The sequence below is a fragment of the Nannocystis punicea genome (genome assembly GCF_026965555.1).
GTDB classification, from domain to species: domain Bacteria; phylum Myxococcota_A; class Polyangia; order Nannocystales; family Nannocystaceae; genus Nannocystis; species Nannocystis punicea.
In genome coordinates this window covers 13,030,474-13,045,048 of sequence record NZ_CP114040.1, presented here as the reverse complement: position 1 = coordinate 13,045,048, position 14,575 = coordinate 13,030,474, and the positions used below count along the sequence as shown (strand labels likewise).

General features: G+C 71.1%; 11 protein-coding genes. 4 read left to right on the top strand and 7 right to left on the bottom strand.

Annotated elements, in window-relative coordinates:
• Positions 1–1,287, bottom strand: coding sequence for a DUF1552 domain-containing protein (locus O0S08_RS50325; RefSeq protein ID WP_269036720.1), 1,287 nt, complete (start codon positions 1,285–1,287; stop codon positions 1–3).
• Between the two features lie 1,197 nt (positions 1,288–2,484).
• Complete coding sequence (locus O0S08_RS50320) at positions 2,485–3,846, bottom strand: cytochrome P450 (protein WP_269036719.1); 1,362 nt, start codon at positions 3,844–3,846, stop codon at positions 2,485–2,487.
• A gap of 135 nt (positions 3,847–3,981) precedes the next feature.
• Here O0S08_RS50320 and ruvX point away from each other — a divergent pair, with 135 nt between their 5' ends.
• A complete protein-coding gene (ruvX, locus tag O0S08_RS50315; RefSeq protein WP_269036718.1) occupies positions 3,982–4,437 on the top strand; it encodes a Holliday junction resolvase RuvX in 456 nt (151 codons plus the stop codon).
• On the top strand, positions 4,434–5,636 hold the full coding sequence (gene mltG, locus O0S08_RS50310; protein WP_269036717.1) for an endolytic transglycosylase MltG: 1,203 nt from the start codon (positions 4,434–4,436) through the stop codon (positions 5,634–5,636). Before ruvX ends, mltG begins: the two co-directional genes overlap by 4 nt.
• A 506-nt stretch (positions 5,637–6,142) precedes the next feature.
• On the opposite strand, the gene O0S08_RS50305 is transcribed toward mltG, so the two are convergent.
• Entirely contained in the window at positions 6,143–6,916 is a 774-nt protein-coding gene (locus O0S08_RS50305; RefSeq protein WP_269036716.1) for a hypothetical protein, read from the bottom strand.
• Between the two features lie 96 nt (positions 6,917–7,012).
• On the opposite strand from O0S08_RS50305, the gene O0S08_RS50300 reads away from it, so the two are divergent.
• Positions 7,013–8,089 (top strand): PEGA domain-containing protein, encoded by a 1,077-nt coding sequence (locus O0S08_RS50300; protein ID WP_269036715.1) that lies wholly within the window; start codon positions 7,013–7,015, stop codon positions 8,087–8,089.
• Positions 8,090–8,281: 192 nt separating this feature from the next.
• Here the strand turns inward: O0S08_RS50300 and bioD are convergent, their stop codons facing one another.
• The 4 genes from bioD to O0S08_RS50280 all read right to left on the bottom strand — a co-directional run bounded on the left by bioD (position 8,282) and on the right by O0S08_RS50280 (position 11,156).
• On the bottom strand, positions 8,282–8,986 hold the full coding sequence (bioD, locus tag O0S08_RS50295) for an ATP-dependent dethiobiotin synthetase BioD (protein WP_269036714.1): 705 nt from the start codon (positions 8,984–8,986) through the stop codon (positions 8,282–8,284).
• 50 nt (positions 8,987–9,036) lie between these two features.
• Positions 9,037–10,116 carry an SPFH domain-containing protein gene (locus O0S08_RS50290; protein ID WP_269036713.1) on the bottom strand — a complete coding sequence of 360 codons (1,080 nt, stop codon included), beginning with the start codon at positions 10,114–10,116 and terminating at the stop codon, positions 9,037–9,039.
• A 53-nt stretch (positions 10,117–10,169) separates the two neighbouring features.
• Entirely contained in the window at positions 10,170–10,547 is a 378-nt protein-coding gene (locus tag O0S08_RS50285; protein ID WP_269036712.1) for a tellurite resistance TerB family protein, read from the bottom strand.
• 120 nt (positions 10,548–10,667) lie between these two features.
• Positions 10,668–11,156 carry a hypothetical protein gene (locus O0S08_RS50280; protein WP_269036711.1) on the bottom strand — a complete coding sequence of 163 codons (489 nt, stop codon included), beginning with the start codon at positions 11,154–11,156 and terminating at the stop codon, positions 10,668–10,670.
• Positions 11,157–11,337: 181 nt separating this feature from the next.
• On the opposite strand from O0S08_RS50280, the gene O0S08_RS50275 reads away from it, so the two are divergent.
• Positions 11,338–14,424, top strand: a complete 3,087-nt coding sequence (locus O0S08_RS50275; protein WP_269036710.1) for an MXAN_5808 family serine peptidase — start codon at positions 11,338–11,340, stop codon at positions 14,422–14,424.
• Positions 14,425–14,575: the final 151 nt, after the last annotated feature.

The window sequence follows — 14,575 nt, the reverse complement described above, 5'->3', positions numbered from 1 at the left end:
TCACACCAGACCCGGAAGCGGGCCGTTGCCGACCATGGGGTTGCCGAAGGTCTCATTGGTCAGACCCAGCGCCTGACACAGCGAGACCATCAGCTTGCCGTGCGACTCGCCGTTGAACTTGAGGTAGCGCCCGGTCTGCCAGCGCCCGCCAGCGCCGCCGGCGATCACGAACGGCACGCCGGCGCAGGTGTGCAGCCGCGAGTCGCCCATCTCCTTGGCCCACAGCACCACCGAGTTGTCGAGCATCGAGCCCTGCATGTCGGCCTCGGGCGTCGCCGCCAGCTTCTCCACCAGGTACTTGAACTGCTCGGCCATCCACCGCTCGCACTGGACGAACTGCGCCACCCCGGCCTGGTTCGAGTCGTCGATGTGCGACAGCGAGTGATGCCCCTCGGCCACGCCGAGCCACGAGCACACCGTCGGGCTGACGGTGTGCGACAGCTGCAGCGACGCCACCCGCGTCATGTCGCACGCCAGCGCCGCGACCATCATGTCGATCTGCGCGGTCGTGATCGCCGGGAAGTTGGCGTTGTCCTGCGTACCCCCACCCATCGGCGCGTCGGGCAGGCCGCAGCCAACAGCGCCCATCAACCCCTTCTCGACCTTGGCCAGCGCGTCGAGGTGCGCGTCGAGCTTGGGCCGCTCCTCGCTGCCGAGCCGCCCGCGCAGCGCGCTGGCCTCGTCGACCAGCAGGTCGACCACGCGCTGACGCCGGGCCCGCAGCGCCGCCGCGGCCTCGTCCCCGCCCATGAAGTCGCCGAACAGCCGGCCGTACACGTGGGCCGGATCGTCGTCGGGCGTGACCCACTCCTTCGGGGCCGAGTACGACATGCGCGTCTGCACCCCGCCGCCCCACGCCGACGTCTGGACGCCGAACTCGAGCGAGGCGAAGCGAGTGTCCTGACCGATCTGCTGGGCCACGAATTGATCGATCGACATCCCGCCCGACTCGTCGGAGGCGGTGCCGCTGGCGGTCAACATCGCCGCCATGCCGCCCTCGTGGTTGTCGGCGCCGAAGAAGTCGAGGCCCTCGACCACGATGAGCCGGTCCTGAATGTCCGCCAGCGGCTCGAGGATCGACCCCGCCGGGAAGGCGAAGTCGGTCTCGGTCCCGCTCGGCTTCCAGTGCTGCGGGATCGTGCCGTTGGGGCTGAAGAACACGATCAGCCGCCGCGCCGTCGGCCCACCCTCGGCCCGAGTGCTCGGCGCCGACAGAAGATTTAAAAAGGGGGCGGCCACCAGACCGATCCCGAGGCCGTGCAGGACGCTTCGACGGCGTATCGACATAGACCCGTCCTGCATAGCGGAGCTCCCGCAGATCTGTCGATGCGCGTCGCTTCAGCACATGGTGGGTCCTGGTAGCGATATGCAAGCTCGCGCCCGCGCTCGCGCCCGCAACTCGCGCGTGGAGCTCCGCGCGTGCGGACGCGACGAGACGAGCGTCGAAGGTGGACATGCCCTTTGAGACAGGATGACCGCCCTCGCCCCCCGCGAATCCTGTCCGATCGATGTACCTGTCCCCCGGGACATGGGATACGGCGCCCCGGCCGAGCCCGCCGGACCTCCGGCCGCTCCGCGGACGCCTGCGCCCGGCAGAGCTCGCCAGCCCGCGGCTCGAGCGATCCAGCCCCTCGGGGCCGTCCCGAGCGCGCGACCTGTCTTCCGTGTCAGGTGGCGTCTGCGAGCGGCGCATGTCCCTCGGGACAGCTCATAAGGGCGTCCGTCGATGGCATGCCCGTGAGGACATCCGCGGTCGTGGTATCGGCGACCGCCCTGTTCCGGCATGTCCCATCAGACAGGTCACGCCTGCGCCCCGGCGCTCCCCGCCCCTCGCTCGCCGTATCGGTGGCCCGCTGTCCCGGCATGTCCTATCAGACAGGTTACGCCGGTGCCCCGGCGCTCCCCGCCCCTCGCTCGCCGTATCGGTGGCCCGCGCTGTCCCGACATGTCCCGTCATACAGGCAACGCCGGCGTCCCGGCATTCGCTCGCCTCCCATTCGTGGCACGCCCGCGAGCACATCCGTACCGGCTCGCTCTCGCCATCCGCCGCGAGCGCTGCGAGCTCGACGAAGGCGATCGCCCGCGCCCCGCCGAGACATGTCCGCGAGGCCGTCGACGCCCGCGGCGCCCGCCTGCGACCGGACGAGCGCGGGGATGCTCGTCCGCAGGGGTCACAGGGGTGTCGAAGCGGTGGCGCGCGCCCATGTCCTCGGGGACAGGTTCTAACCTGTGGCACCGATCTAACCTGTCCGCGAGGACAGATAATCCCGCGGCCGCACGCGCGTGCGATGCTCGTCGGGGCTCCATGTCCTCGGGGACAGGTTCTAAGTCGTGGCGCAGCGCCGGCGCCCGACATGTCCGCAGGGCCAGTTACGCCCGCGGCCGCACGTACATGCGGATGCTCGCCGGGGGGGGCTCCATGTCCTCGGGGACAGGCTCGAAGTCGTGGCGCAGCGCCGGCGCCCGACATGTCCGCGAGGCCCGCTACGCCCGCGGCCGCACGTGCATGCGGATGCTCCCGCGCGGGCCCACCGGGATGTTGAAGCGATGACGCGCGTCGCTGTTCCCGGGGACAGGTTCGAAGTCGTAGCGCAGCGCCAGGCGGGACAGCACGATCTTCGCCTCGAGCAGCGAGAAGTGCTGGCCGACGCAGCTGCGCGGGCCGGCGATGAAGGGCAGCCAGCGGTGGCCGACCGGCTCGTCGCCGAGGAAGCGGTCGGGCCGGAACGCCTCGGGCTCGGGCCAGTGGCGCGGGTCCTTGTGCAGCGCCTGCATGTGGATCATCACCTTGGTGCCGCGCGGGATGACGAGCGCGCCGAAGGTGTCGTCGACCACCGCCTCGCGCACGACGATCGGCACGATGTTGTAGAGCCGCAGCGCCTCCTTGAGGCACGCCCCGGCGAAGTCGAGCCGCTTGAGCTGCTCGTAGTCGGGCATGCCCTCGCCCTTCCACACGGTCGCCGCGTCGGCCCGCAGGCGCTCCAGCTCGGCCGGCTGCTGCGTCAGCGCGTGCAGCGTCCACGTCAGCATCGCGCTCGAGGTGTCGTGGCCGGCGAACAGCATGGTCTTGAGCTCGTCGCTGACGAGGCGCTCGCTGTCGTCGGTCCAGCCGCCGTCGTCGAGGCTGATGAGCATCATGTCGAGCATGTCGGCCGGACGGGCCTGAGGGTCGGCGCGCCGGGCCTGCAGGCGCGCGCGGATCTTGCCGAGCAAGAACGCGTCGAGCTGGGCCAGCGAGCGGTCGTAGCGGAACTTCGCCGGCATCGGCAGGTAGCCGCGGAAGGGCTGCCAGACCCGCTTGTTGGCCTCTTCCACCAGCGGCTCGTACAGCCGCGGCAGCACGTCGTCGCTCTGGTGCGGCGGCATCTGCAGCGTCGCCTCCGCGATCACCTGCAGCGTCAGCCGCCGCATCTGCGCGCCGATGTCGACCGGCCTGCCGCTGCGCGCGTGCGCGTCGAGCACCGCGCCGAGCCGGTCGACCGCGCGGATCGACGCCTCGGCGACGTTGCGCAGCGCCTCGATGCGGAACGCCCGCGCCAGCACCGCCCGCTGGCGCTTCCACAGCTCGCCGTCGCTGGTCAAAAGGCCATGTCCGAGGATGTCGAGGAAGGCGCCCATGGCGCGCAGATCCTTGACGTAGTTGTCGGCGGCGCCGACGATCACGTGGCGGATGAACTCGGGGTCCGAGGTCACGAGGTAGCTGGCGCCGGGGATCTGCAGCCGCACCGTCGGCCCGCGCTCTCGCAGCCAGCGCTCGGTCACGTCCCACGGCGCCCCGGCCATGAGCGCGGCCATGTGGCCGAAGACGGGCAGCTTCTGCGGCGCGTGCGGGACCTGATCGAGCATGCGGCGGAGCATCGACCCCCCGACCAGCCGCGCGCAAGACCGGCCTCCCCCGAGTGTGCGGTGAGCCCGCGCAAGATCGGGCCGAAGCTCGTGAAATTGCCCGGAGCAGGCCCCGCTGTGCTAGAAACCCGGGGCATGCGCGCCCTCGGCCTCGACGTCGGCAGCAAGACGATCGGCGTCGCCGTGTCCGACCCGAGCGGCACGATCGCCAGTCCGCGCGAGGTCCTCACTCGCCGCGGTCACGCCGAAGACGCCGCCGCAGTCGCCGCGCTCGCCCGCACCCTCGAGGCCAGCGACGTCGTCGTCGGCCTCCCGCTCGAGCTCGACGGCTCCGTCGGCCACCGCGCCCGCCAGGTCCAGCGCTTCCTCGCCGTCCTCGAGCCGCTCCTCAAGGAGCTCCCGGGCTCGCCCCGCGCGTGGACCTGGGACGAGCGCTTCAGCACCGCCGGCGCCGAGCGGGCCCTGCTGCAGGCCGACGTCTCGCGCGCGCGCCGCAAGCAGGTCATCGACGCCGCCGCGGCCCAGTTCATCCTCCAGGGCTGGCTCGAAGGCCAGCGCCGTAAGGACATGTCCGGAGAGACAGGCACATGACGCAGGCCCCCAGCGCAGCGAGCAAGCGCCAGCGCCTGCCGTGGTGGCGACCGCGGCGCTCACGATGGGCGCAGTACGTCGCCCTGGCGGTGGTGACGGTCACTCTGGTGATCGGCGGCCTGTGGCTGTCGCGCACGTACCAGCGCGTGATCGACTACCCGGAGCGGCCGGGGGTCGGCAGCGCCGAGCCGATCGCGCTCGAGGTGGCCAAGGGCGCCAGCTTCCCGCAGGTGCTGACGCAGCTGCTCGAGGCCCGCGTGATCCCGGAGGACGAGGGCCTCTACTTCAAGCTGTTCGTGCTCCACCGCGGCGCCGCCGGCAAGATCACCGCCGGCGCGCACACCTTCCGCGGCGACATGACGCCGGAGCAGGTCCTCGCCGAGCTGGTCCGGGCCCAGCGCACCGAAGAGACGCGCGTGACGATCCCCGAGGGCCGCAACATCCTCGAGGTCGCCGACATCCTCGCGGTGGCCGGCTACGGCGACGCCTCGGTGATCCTCGCCGCGATGCGCGATCCTGCCCTGCTCAAGGAGCTCGGGATCGAGGGCGAGAGCGTCGAGGGCTACCTCTACCCCGACACGTACAAGTTCCCGACCGCGGCCACGCCGGAGCAGGTCATCCGCCGCATGGTCGAGCAGCACCGCAAGGTGTACGACAACCTCAAGCGCAGCCACCGCGAGGCGCTCGAGGAGCTGCGCAAGACCCTCGGCTGGGGCGACCGCGAGATCATCATCATGGCCTCGCTGGTCGAGAAGGAGACCGCCGCCAAGCACGAGCGGCCGCTCATCGCCGGCGTGTTCCTCAACCGCCTGCGCTTCCAGTCGTTCCAGCCCAAGCGGCTCGAGACCGACCCGACGATCATCTACGGCTGCACCGCGCCGGTGAAGAAGTCCGCCGCCTGCGAGAAGTTCGAGGGACGGATCCGCCGGATCCACCTGCGCGACCCCGACAACCCGTACAACACGTACACGCACGAGGGCCTGCCGCCGGGGCCGATCACCAACGCCGGCAAGTCGGCCTTCGAGGCGGTGCTGGCGCCGAAGAAGTCGCGCTTCCTGTACTTCGTGTCGCGCAACGACAAGACCCACCAGTTCTCCAAAACGATCGCCGAGCACGAGGCCGCGGTCGAGAAGTACATGCGCCAGGGCGCCGTCGGCGACGGCTCCGCCGCGGGCGCCGCCGACCCCGACGCCGAGTAAGGCAGCCGCGAGCGGCGTACGTCCGGACCATCCCGGACCTCCTGCTGTCCTTCAGGGCATGCTTCTGCATCCGGCGTTCCGCATGTCCCTTGAGACATGTTCCGACAGTGCGAGCTGCGCGGCGCTCGACATGTCGTTCGGCCGCGGCACCGGGGCGGCGCAGGACGACCGGCCTCTCGTGACATGTCCGTTAAGACATATGACAAGAGACCGGCCATGGCCGCATGCCGGGGCGGATACGGCGAAGGTCCATGGCTTCGCCTGCGAGCAAAGAAGCTACGCCCACGCGTAACACGTCCTTCAAGACATATGAAAGAGCCCGGTCGAGACCGCGTATGAGCTCTGCCAGGTCCGACATGTTCTCTCAGACATCTTTTTTGAACAGTCCGAGCAGCCGCGGACCGGTCGGGGAGCGCCGATTCGACGGCCAGGACGAGGCGCACGGGCCCAGCGATCGCGCCGTCGACATCGCCTCGCCGCCCGAACCGGCGCGGCGCTCGCCGGCGTCAGGGCGCGGGGGTCTTCGCCTCGTTCGTCGGCGCTGCGAGCTGCAGGTCGCTGAGCGCCCAGCGCTCGCCGGTGCGGGCGAACGTCAGGCGGTGCGGTGGTTCGCGCAGCGTCACGATCACGCGGCGTTCGCCGACGGGCTCGCGCGCGGCGACCTCGAGCGTGCCGGTGAGGGCCGCGAGCAGCTCGGGCAGGCGGTTCTCGGTGAACAGCAGGTGATCGTCGAGCGCGCGGGTGAGGCCGGCCAGGGCCTCCGCGCGCTGTTCGGGGCTCGCGGCCGCGTCGCGCACCGTCGCCGCCATGCGCTGCAACTCGGCGACGATCGCCTCCGGTTCGCCGTCGAGGCCGCGCATGCGGACGAACTCGTTGCTGGGGCGGGCGATCGCCGTGCGGATCGCATCGAGCTGACCGCGAGCGTCGCGAGGCGCGTCGAGGGCGACCAGCTCGCGCGCCTCGCCGACCCGCTCGAGCCGCTCACGCGGGTTGTTCTGGCTGAATTCCCACACTTCGAGCCGAGGCGCCGCGCCCGGCCTCGCGACGGCGACGCCGATCTCCGCCCGCCCACGCCGACCGTCCGCGAGCTCGAACACCGGGCGCACGGCGAGATCCGCGGGGATGCTGTCACGCAGGGCCGGGGCGTACAGCCACGGCTCGGGCGCAGTTGCGGGGGTCTGCGCGGGCTGCGGAGGCGGCCTGTCCGCGGCGGGCTCTTGCGGACATGCGGGCGCGAACGCGAGCGACGCGACGAGCAAAGCGGTGCGGAGGGGGGTCAACGGGGCTTGCTCAGGGTGGGATGGTGGAGGGTCTCAGGTCAAGCGTGATAGCCTCGGGAGGAGATGGACCTCGCGCGACGGAGCCTTGCGGTGGCGATGGCCGCCAGTGTGTGCCTCAGCACTTCGGGGATCGGTGAGGTCGCGGCAGCGGCCCCGCGGCCCGCGCTGGCGTTCGCGGCCCCTGGCGAGGGCGCCGAGCAGCAGGGCGCCAAGCTGGCGATCTTGCCGCTGGTGGTCGAGGGTTCGCTCAGCGAGACCGACCAGAACTCGCTCACGCAGTCGCTCATCAGCGGCCTGCAGCGCGGCAACTTCACCGTGCTCACGCCCGACCAGGTCGTCGCCGCCGACAGCGGCGCCGGCACCTGCGACAACGCCGTCTGTTACAAGTCGATCGCCACCAAGACCGGCGCTGCCTACATCGTCCGCGCCGCCATCAGCGTGCGCGACCGCGACTACAACGTCCACGTCGACCTGTTCAACGGCAATGACGGCCAGCGGATCGCAGCGACCCAGGATGGTTGCGAGATCTGCGGCGTCGTCGACGCCAGCGGCCTCATCGACTCCGCCGCCGCCACCTTGCGGCTCAAGCTCGACGCCCTGGCCAAAGGGCCAGCCTCGTTCAAGCTGCAGACCGACCCGCCCGGCGCGCTCGTCACCATCGACGGAGAGATCGCCGGCACCACCCCGCTGGGCCGCCCCGTCGTCCCCGGCAAGCACGTCATCCGGATCAGCAAGGACGGCTTCATCGCCCTCGAGCGCGAGGTCACCTTCGTCGAGGGCGTCGGCGAGGAGCTGCAGTACTCCCTGGAAAAGCTGCCGAGCCGCCTGCCCGGCAAGCGCTGGGGCTACGCCTCGATCGCCGTCGGCATCCTCGGCATCGGCGGCGGCATCGCCCTCACCGCCCTCGACGGTCGCAACTACTCGTTCGACTGCGCCGGCGAGAACGTGATGAACCCCGGCATCACCGGCGAGAAAGAGTGCAAGTACCTCTTCAACACCAAGTGGTACGGCGTCGCCGCCACCCTCGCCGGCGCCGCGCTCCTCACCCTCGGCACCGTCATCCTCGTCAACTCCCGGCCCAAGACCGACGCCGGTGACAAGCGCGCCGCTCGCCGCGGGGTCCGCCAGCTCGGCATCGGCCCCGGCAGCCTGATCTTCCGCGGGCAATTCTAGCGGCCCGCGAGGAACCTGCCCTGAACGACATGTCTTGAACGACATGTCCTCGAGGACACACCAAGCTCGACCTTCCCCGGCCGAGCACCGCCGCCGAGCGGCCACGTGACCTCGCCAGGTCGCGTGTCTTCACGCCGTCGTCGTCCGAGTTCACGCGTACACGCCCGGCCACACGCGCTCGCGGCGTGAGCTTCACGTCGCAGTCATGCGCGTCCACGCGTCCGCGCTCAACCACGACGTGCTCGTCGCCGCGTGGGGCATCACGCCCAGGCACGACAGCCCGCTCGCGGCCCCGATCACGGCCGGGTTGTGGGTGCGGGCCGCGTCGGGCATCCCGTGCGTGTCGACCAGGAAGAAGCCGCGCGGCGGCAGGCCCAGCGCGCGGAGGGCGAAGATCGTCAGCAGCGCGTGGTTGACCCCGCCGAGGCCGAGGCGACCGACCACCACCGGGGCTCCGCCCAGCCCGGCGACCCACGCCGGCAGCCAGGTCCCGCCGGGCATGGGCACCCACAGGCCGCCCGCGCCCTCGATCAGCGTCACGTCGGGCCGGTGCGTCGCCTCGAGTGACTCCATGGTCTTTCGGACATGCCCGATCGACCCTGTTTCTTGCAGCATGTCTCTTCGCACATCCAGCTGCGACCCGCCGACGAAGGCGCCCGCATCCTCGACGATCCCGGGCGCCAGCGGCTCGGCGTAGCGCAGCGGGCAGATCTCGCTGGCAGTCACGCCGAGGTCGCTGGCGGCGGCCAGCCGCTCGGGGTCGCCCGCGGGGCCTGAGGGTCCACTGGCGGCCGGCTTGAACGGCAGCACGCGCAGCCCCGCGTCCGCGCCGGCGCGGAGGAGCGCGCACGCGAGGGTGGTCTTGCCGCAGTCGGTGTCGGTCCCGACCAGGAACACGCGCGGCGGGCCTGCGGCGCGCGCCGCAGGCCCCGAGGGAGCGCGGGCGCTCAGAAGGCCTCGAGCAGCTTGGCGCGCTTGGCCTTGTACTCCTCTTCGGTGAGGAGCTCGGCCTCGAACGCGGCCTTGAGCTTGCGCAGCTTGGCCTCGAGGCTGTTGTCGTCGGCGGGCGCCTGCTGCTGCTGCTGCGGCTGCTGGAACTGCTGCTGCTGCGGCTGATGGAACTGCTGCTGCGGGTTCATGGAGCCGGCCATGCCGCCCATCATCTGGGCCATCATCTGGCCCATGCCCATGCCCATGCCCATGCCCATGCCGGCCGACGACGCTCCGCCGGCGCCGGGGTTGCGGGCCGCGTCGCGCATGACATTGAGGCCCTCCCAGGCCATCGTGTTGTCGACCCCGCGAGCCGCCTGCGCCGCCGCGGCGTCGAGCGCCTTCTCGATCTCCGGCGGCAGCGAGATGTTCTCGATCACGAAGCTGGTGAGGGTGAGGCCCAGCTTGCCGAACTCCTCGGCGAGGTCGCCCTTCACCGCGTTCTCGAGCACGTTGTAGTGCGCGGCCATGTCGGCGACGCTGAGGTCGCTCTTGCCGGCGGCGACGGTGAACTTGCTGACGAGCTGGCGCTTCAGGTACTCGGCGATCGAGTCGGTGGTCGTCAGGCCCTGGGTGCCGACGATCTCCTTGAAGAACACGCCGGGGTCGGAGATCTTGAAGTTGTACGAGCCGAAGGCCCGGATCCGCACGCGACCGGGGCGGCCGCCGACCGAGAACTCGGGGTCGCGGATGAGCACGGGGTTGGCCGTGCCCCACTTCTGGTCGACGTACTGGCGCAGGTTGACGAAGTAGATCTCGACCTTGAACGGGCTGCTGAAGCCGTACTTCCAGCCCTTCAAGCGCGACAAGATCGGCAGGTTCTGCGTGCTGAGCGTGTGCGTGCCGGGGCCGAACACGTCGGCGAGCTGACCCTCATTGATGAGGATCGCGGCCTGATTCTCGCGGCAGACCAGCTTGGCGCCGTTCTTGATCTCGTGGTCGTCGTCCGGGAAGCGGTAGACCAGCGTGTAGTTGGTGTTGTCGAGCCACTCGATGATCTCGATGAACTGGCCCTTGATGAAGCTGAGGATGCCCATGGTCGCTCCGGTGCTGCTGCGGGTGATTCGAGAGGGTGACGCGGCCGGTGGTTTCAGGCCAGGCCCGCGCTGAGGGCCTCGTTTTCGAGCTCGACGAACTCGACGTTGCTCAGGCCGAACACGTCGGCGAGCTCGGCGAGCGCCAGGCGCTCGGCGACGCTGGTGTGCCCGTCGCGGTGGACCAGGGCGATCGCGGTCTTGAGGAAGATCCGGCGCAGGTAGGTCTTGTCGAACACCTGCACCGCCTCGAACTTGCTGAAGCTGGTGCCCTTCAGGTCGTCCATCGTGATGGTCGCGCCGGCCTCGCGCAGGAAGTCGGCGATCAGCTCCGCCTCCCGCGGATCGATGCCGTCGACGCTGGCGAGGTGGTGCAGACCGCGGGCGAACACGTCGATCTCCTCGGGGGTCATGCTGCCGTGCTGGCTCTCCATGGCCGGAGATGGTACGGGCACGAACCCGCCGCCGCCAGCGCCGGCCGCAAATAGAAAACGCCCGCGGTCCAGCCTGGACCGCGGGCGTCGCACGACTCGACGCCACCAAGCAAAGGACGTCTAGAGAACCTCGAATTCGCGGGTGAGCAGCAGTTGCGCGGGCTCGTCCCCCGCCAGCGTGAACACCTCGACCCTCCACCGGCCGCGCTCGTCGGGGTTCAGCGGATGGCTGGCCGCGAGCGCGAGCGTGGTGGTCGGCGCGAGGACGCCCGGGACCTCCTCGCGCGAGTCGCCGTGCGTCCACACGAAGGTCACGGGGCGCGGCTCGAGCAGGCTGTCGGCGCGGAGGTGCAGGTGCACCGAGCCGGCCTCGGGCGAGAAAGTGGCGGCGTCGACCAGCGGCCCGGCCGCCTGCGCCGCCAGCACGGCCGCGACCTGGACCGCGTGCCCGACCGGGCGAGCAGGCGTGGCCGCGAACGCGGCCTGGGACGACGACAGATCGGAGCGGAGTTGCCCGTCGGGCAGGATGTGCTCAGGAGTGATGGGCGCGTCGACGCAACCCACCACGAGCACGGCCGCAACGAGGGAGAGCAGGTTCGTGGTGCGCAAGCAGAAAACTTGACATGCCTGTCCCGTGCCAGGGGGCATGATCAGTGTTTCAAGTGACTTGGCCGGAGGCGCGGGATCCGCTCGCGACGAAAGCCATCATCGTCGCGATGATTCGTAGATTTGCGCCGGAGGCCCCCACATCAGCCATCGGCTGGGGCCGCCGAACGTTATGCTAGCGCCGATGGTCGCTCGTCGCCTCGCCGCGGGTCTCGCCTCCGTTTTGCTCTGCGCGTGCTCCGCGAAGGATCCCGGCGAGGCCGCGGCGGCCGCCCGACCGGCCGAGGACGCCGCAGCACCGGAAATCGACGTCGCAACCCGCCTGCAGCTCGACCGCCGCCGCTTCCCGCTGACCGTGTGGGCCGCCTACGTCGTGCAGCAGGAGTACTTCGACAAGGAGCGCTTCGACCCGCGCGAGCAGTTCGCCGAGGCCCTGCGCCACCTCGGCCTCAACACGCCGGAGTTCTTCGCCGCCGTCGCCGGCGACACCGCCACGGTCACGGTCGCCGACTTCCGCCGCGAGTTCTCGCTGACCGACCTGACCGACCTCCCGAGCGTCGCCGACCGCCTCGAGGAGGTGCTCGCGTTCGTGCAGGAGAGCCTGCGCCTCGACGCCGAGGCGACGCACAAGGTCGAGTACGCGGCGATCAACGGCATGCTCGCGCCGCTCGACCCGCACACGATCCTCCTCACGCCCGAGGAGCACACCGATCTCGGCGTCAAGACGCGCGGTCAGTTCGGCGGGATCGGGGCCGAGATCCGCGAGGACGAGCGGCGGATCCGGATCGTCAAGGTCCTGGCCAACAGCCCGGCCGCGGCCGCCGGGCTCAAGGACGGCGACCTGCTGCTGCAGATCGACAAGCAGAGCACCGTCAACCTGCGCTCATCCGACGCTCAGCTGATGCTGCGCGGCCCGGTCGACACCAAGGTGACCGTGAAGATCCAGCGCGGCCAGGAGACGCTGACGCTGACGATCACGCGCAAGATCATCCGCGTCGACAGCGTCACGGCCTCGTTGCTGCCGGGCAAGATCGCCTACCTCGAGATCTCCACCTTCCAGGAGAACACCGGCGAGCAGGTGCGCAAGGCGATCGCCGACCTCACGCCCAAGGGCGAGGCGCTGCGCGGGCTGGTGCTCGACCTGCGCGACAACAGCGGCGGCCTGCTCACCCAGGCGGTCGAGGTCGTCGACGCGCTGGTCGCCGAGGGCGAGCTGGTGATCGTGCGCTCGGCGATGGGCCGCGAGGCCGAGGACGCCGCGCCCGAGGTCAACCTGCCGGCCGACGCCGCCGTGGTCGCGCTGATCAACGAGGACTCGGCGTCGGCCGCCGAGATCGTCAGCGGCGGCGTCAAGGCGCTCGGCCGCGGCGTCGTCGTCGGCCGCCCCAGCTTCGGCAAGGGCACCGTCCAGCTGCTCAAGCCGCAGAACCTCTACGGCCGCGAGCTCGCGCTCAAGATGACGATCGCCGAGTACCAGGTCGCCCGCGACACCAAGATCCAGACCGTCGGCGTGCGCCCCGACCTCTCGATCTACCCCGTCGAGCTCAGCGACATCGTCGCCGTCGCCAACTACTTCGACACCGAGCGGTTCGAGCGCCGCCGCGAGTCGACCCAGGTCGCGCACCTGCCCTCGGCCAAGCACGAGGCCGCGTTCGCCGGCAAGGCCGCGGGCGACGAGCCGCGCCTGCGCTACTTCGCCGGCCGCCAGGGCACGCCGCTGCCGCGCCCCGCCGAGGGCCCGGCGGCGATGGCCGACCCCGAGGTGCAGATCGCCCGCGACGTGGCCGACGCGCTGGCTGGCCTTTCGGACAGCAAGCAGCGCGCCGCCAGGCTCGCCGCGCTGACCGGCGAGATCGCCGCCCGCGAGGATCAGAAGATCGCCGCCGGCATCGCCACCACCAAGATCGACTGGACCGGCGCGCTCGGGGCCGGCAGCGACCCCACGCTCGAGCTGCGCGCGCGCGTCGTCGACGACAAGAAGATCACCGCCGGCCAGCCGTTCACCCTGCGCGTCGAGGTCACCAACACCGGCAGCGAGCCGGCCGAGCGCGTCCACGTGATCACCGACTGCCTGCGCGACGAGCTCGACGGCATCGAGCTGCTGCTCGGGCGCATCGAGCCCGGCGCGACCGTGACCCGCGACGTGCGGCTCTACGTCATGGCCTGGCACACCGACCTCGTCGACACCCTGCGCGTCGACCTCCACGCCGGCGAACCGGGCCCGGCGGCGGACGCCACCGCGACCGTGCGCTTCGACATCGCCGGCCTGCCGCGCCCGCGCTTCGCCTACGACTACTGGATCGTCGACGACCCCGAGCTCGCCGCCGCGGCGCCGCAGCGCCCGAAGTCGCCGCCGATCCCCGGCGAGCCGCCGTTCGTGGTCAAGGGCAACGGCGACGGCGTCCTCCAGCCCGGCGAGCAGGTCCTGCTCGCGCTCGAGATCCGCAACGACGGCGGCGCCGACAGCTCCGACGCGCGCGCCCTCATCCACAACCTCTCCGGCGCGCAGGTGCTGCTCGAGGAGGGCTTTCTGCAGCTGGGGAAGATCCCTGCCAAGGGAACCGTGCGCGGCGCGTTCGGCCTCAGCGTCAGCGAGCAGGCCGACCCGAACAAGCCCGTCGAGCTCGAGGTCATCGTCGCCGACGTCGTCGTTCGCGAGAGCGTGCGCCACAAGTTCGACGTCCCGCTCGGCCCACCCGCGTCCGGCTTCACCGCCGCGCCCGCGCGCGTGATCGCCGGCGAGGAGCCGGTCCGGCTCTACAACGCCGCCGACGGCCAGTCGCGGCAGCTCGCCGAGGTCGCCGGCGGCACCGCGCTCGACATCCTCGGCGCCGCCGGCGGATGGAGCGCCGTCGCGGTCGGACCGGGCCGGCGCGCCTGGCTGCCCAGCGACCTCGTGAAGGCCGGCGGCGCCCCGGGCCAGGGCGGCAAGCTGCCGCAGCGGCCCTCTCTGCTGGTGCAGCCGCCGGTGATCGAGGTCGACCCGGTCGCACCGGTGGCCACCGGCGAGACGGTGGAGATCCGCGGCACAGCGCGCCACGACGGCGGCCGAGTCCGCGACGTCGTCGTCGCAGTCAAACCACCGGGCACCGCCCAGGTCGAGCGCAAGCTCGATTACCGGGCCAATCCCGCGCATCAGGGCGACGCCGCCCGCAGCCTCGACTTCTCGGCGCGGGTGCCGCTGGCGCCCGGCAGCAACCGGATCCTCATCACCGCCCGCGACGGCGACGACATCGAGGCGACCCGCGAAGTCTGGGTATTTCGTCAGTGACGGGGGAACCTCCCCCCGCGACGACGGTCCCACAGGCCGCACGTCACGTGTGATATAGCTGCACGGGCCTCCGGCCCTGGATTTGCGAGGTTGTCGTGAGCGAAGCGACGGATCCAGCAGACGACTCTCCCCGGCCCTCCGGGTCCGATTC

What these genes read in the sequence shown, in the direction of transcription:
- O0S08_RS50320 (WP_269036719.1), bottom strand. Translation starts at nt 3,846, where the DNA reads ATGCTCGATCAGGTCCCGCACGCGCCGCAGAAGCTGCCCGTCTTCGGC.
- mltG (WP_269036717.1), top strand. Translation starts at nt 4,434, where the DNA reads ATGACGCAGGCCCCCAGCGCAGCGAGCAAGCGCCAGCGCCTGCCGTGG.
- O0S08_RS50275 (WP_269036710.1), top strand. Translation starts at nt 11,338, where the DNA reads ATGGTCGCTCGTCGCCTCGCCGCGGGTCTCGCCTCCGTTTTGCTCTGC.
- O0S08_RS50325 (WP_269036720.1), bottom strand. Translation starts at nt 1,287, where the DNA reads ATGTCGATACGCCGTCGAAGCGTCCTGCACGGCCTCGGGATCGGTCTG.
- O0S08_RS50300 (WP_269036715.1), top strand. Translation starts at nt 7,013, where the DNA reads ATGGCCGCCAGTGTGTGCCTCAGCACTTCGGGGATCGGTGAGGTCGCG.
- O0S08_RS50285 (WP_269036712.1), bottom strand. Translation starts at nt 10,547, where the DNA reads ATGGAGAGCCAGCACGGCAGCATGACCCCCGAGGAGATCGACGTGTTC.
- O0S08_RS50290 (WP_269036713.1), bottom strand. Translation starts at nt 10,116, where the DNA reads ATGGGCATCCTCAGCTTCATCAAGGGCCAGTTCATCGAGATCATCGAG.
- ruvX (WP_269036718.1), top strand. Translation starts at nt 3,982, where the DNA reads ATGCGCGCCCTCGGCCTCGACGTCGGCAGCAAGACGATCGGCGTCGCC.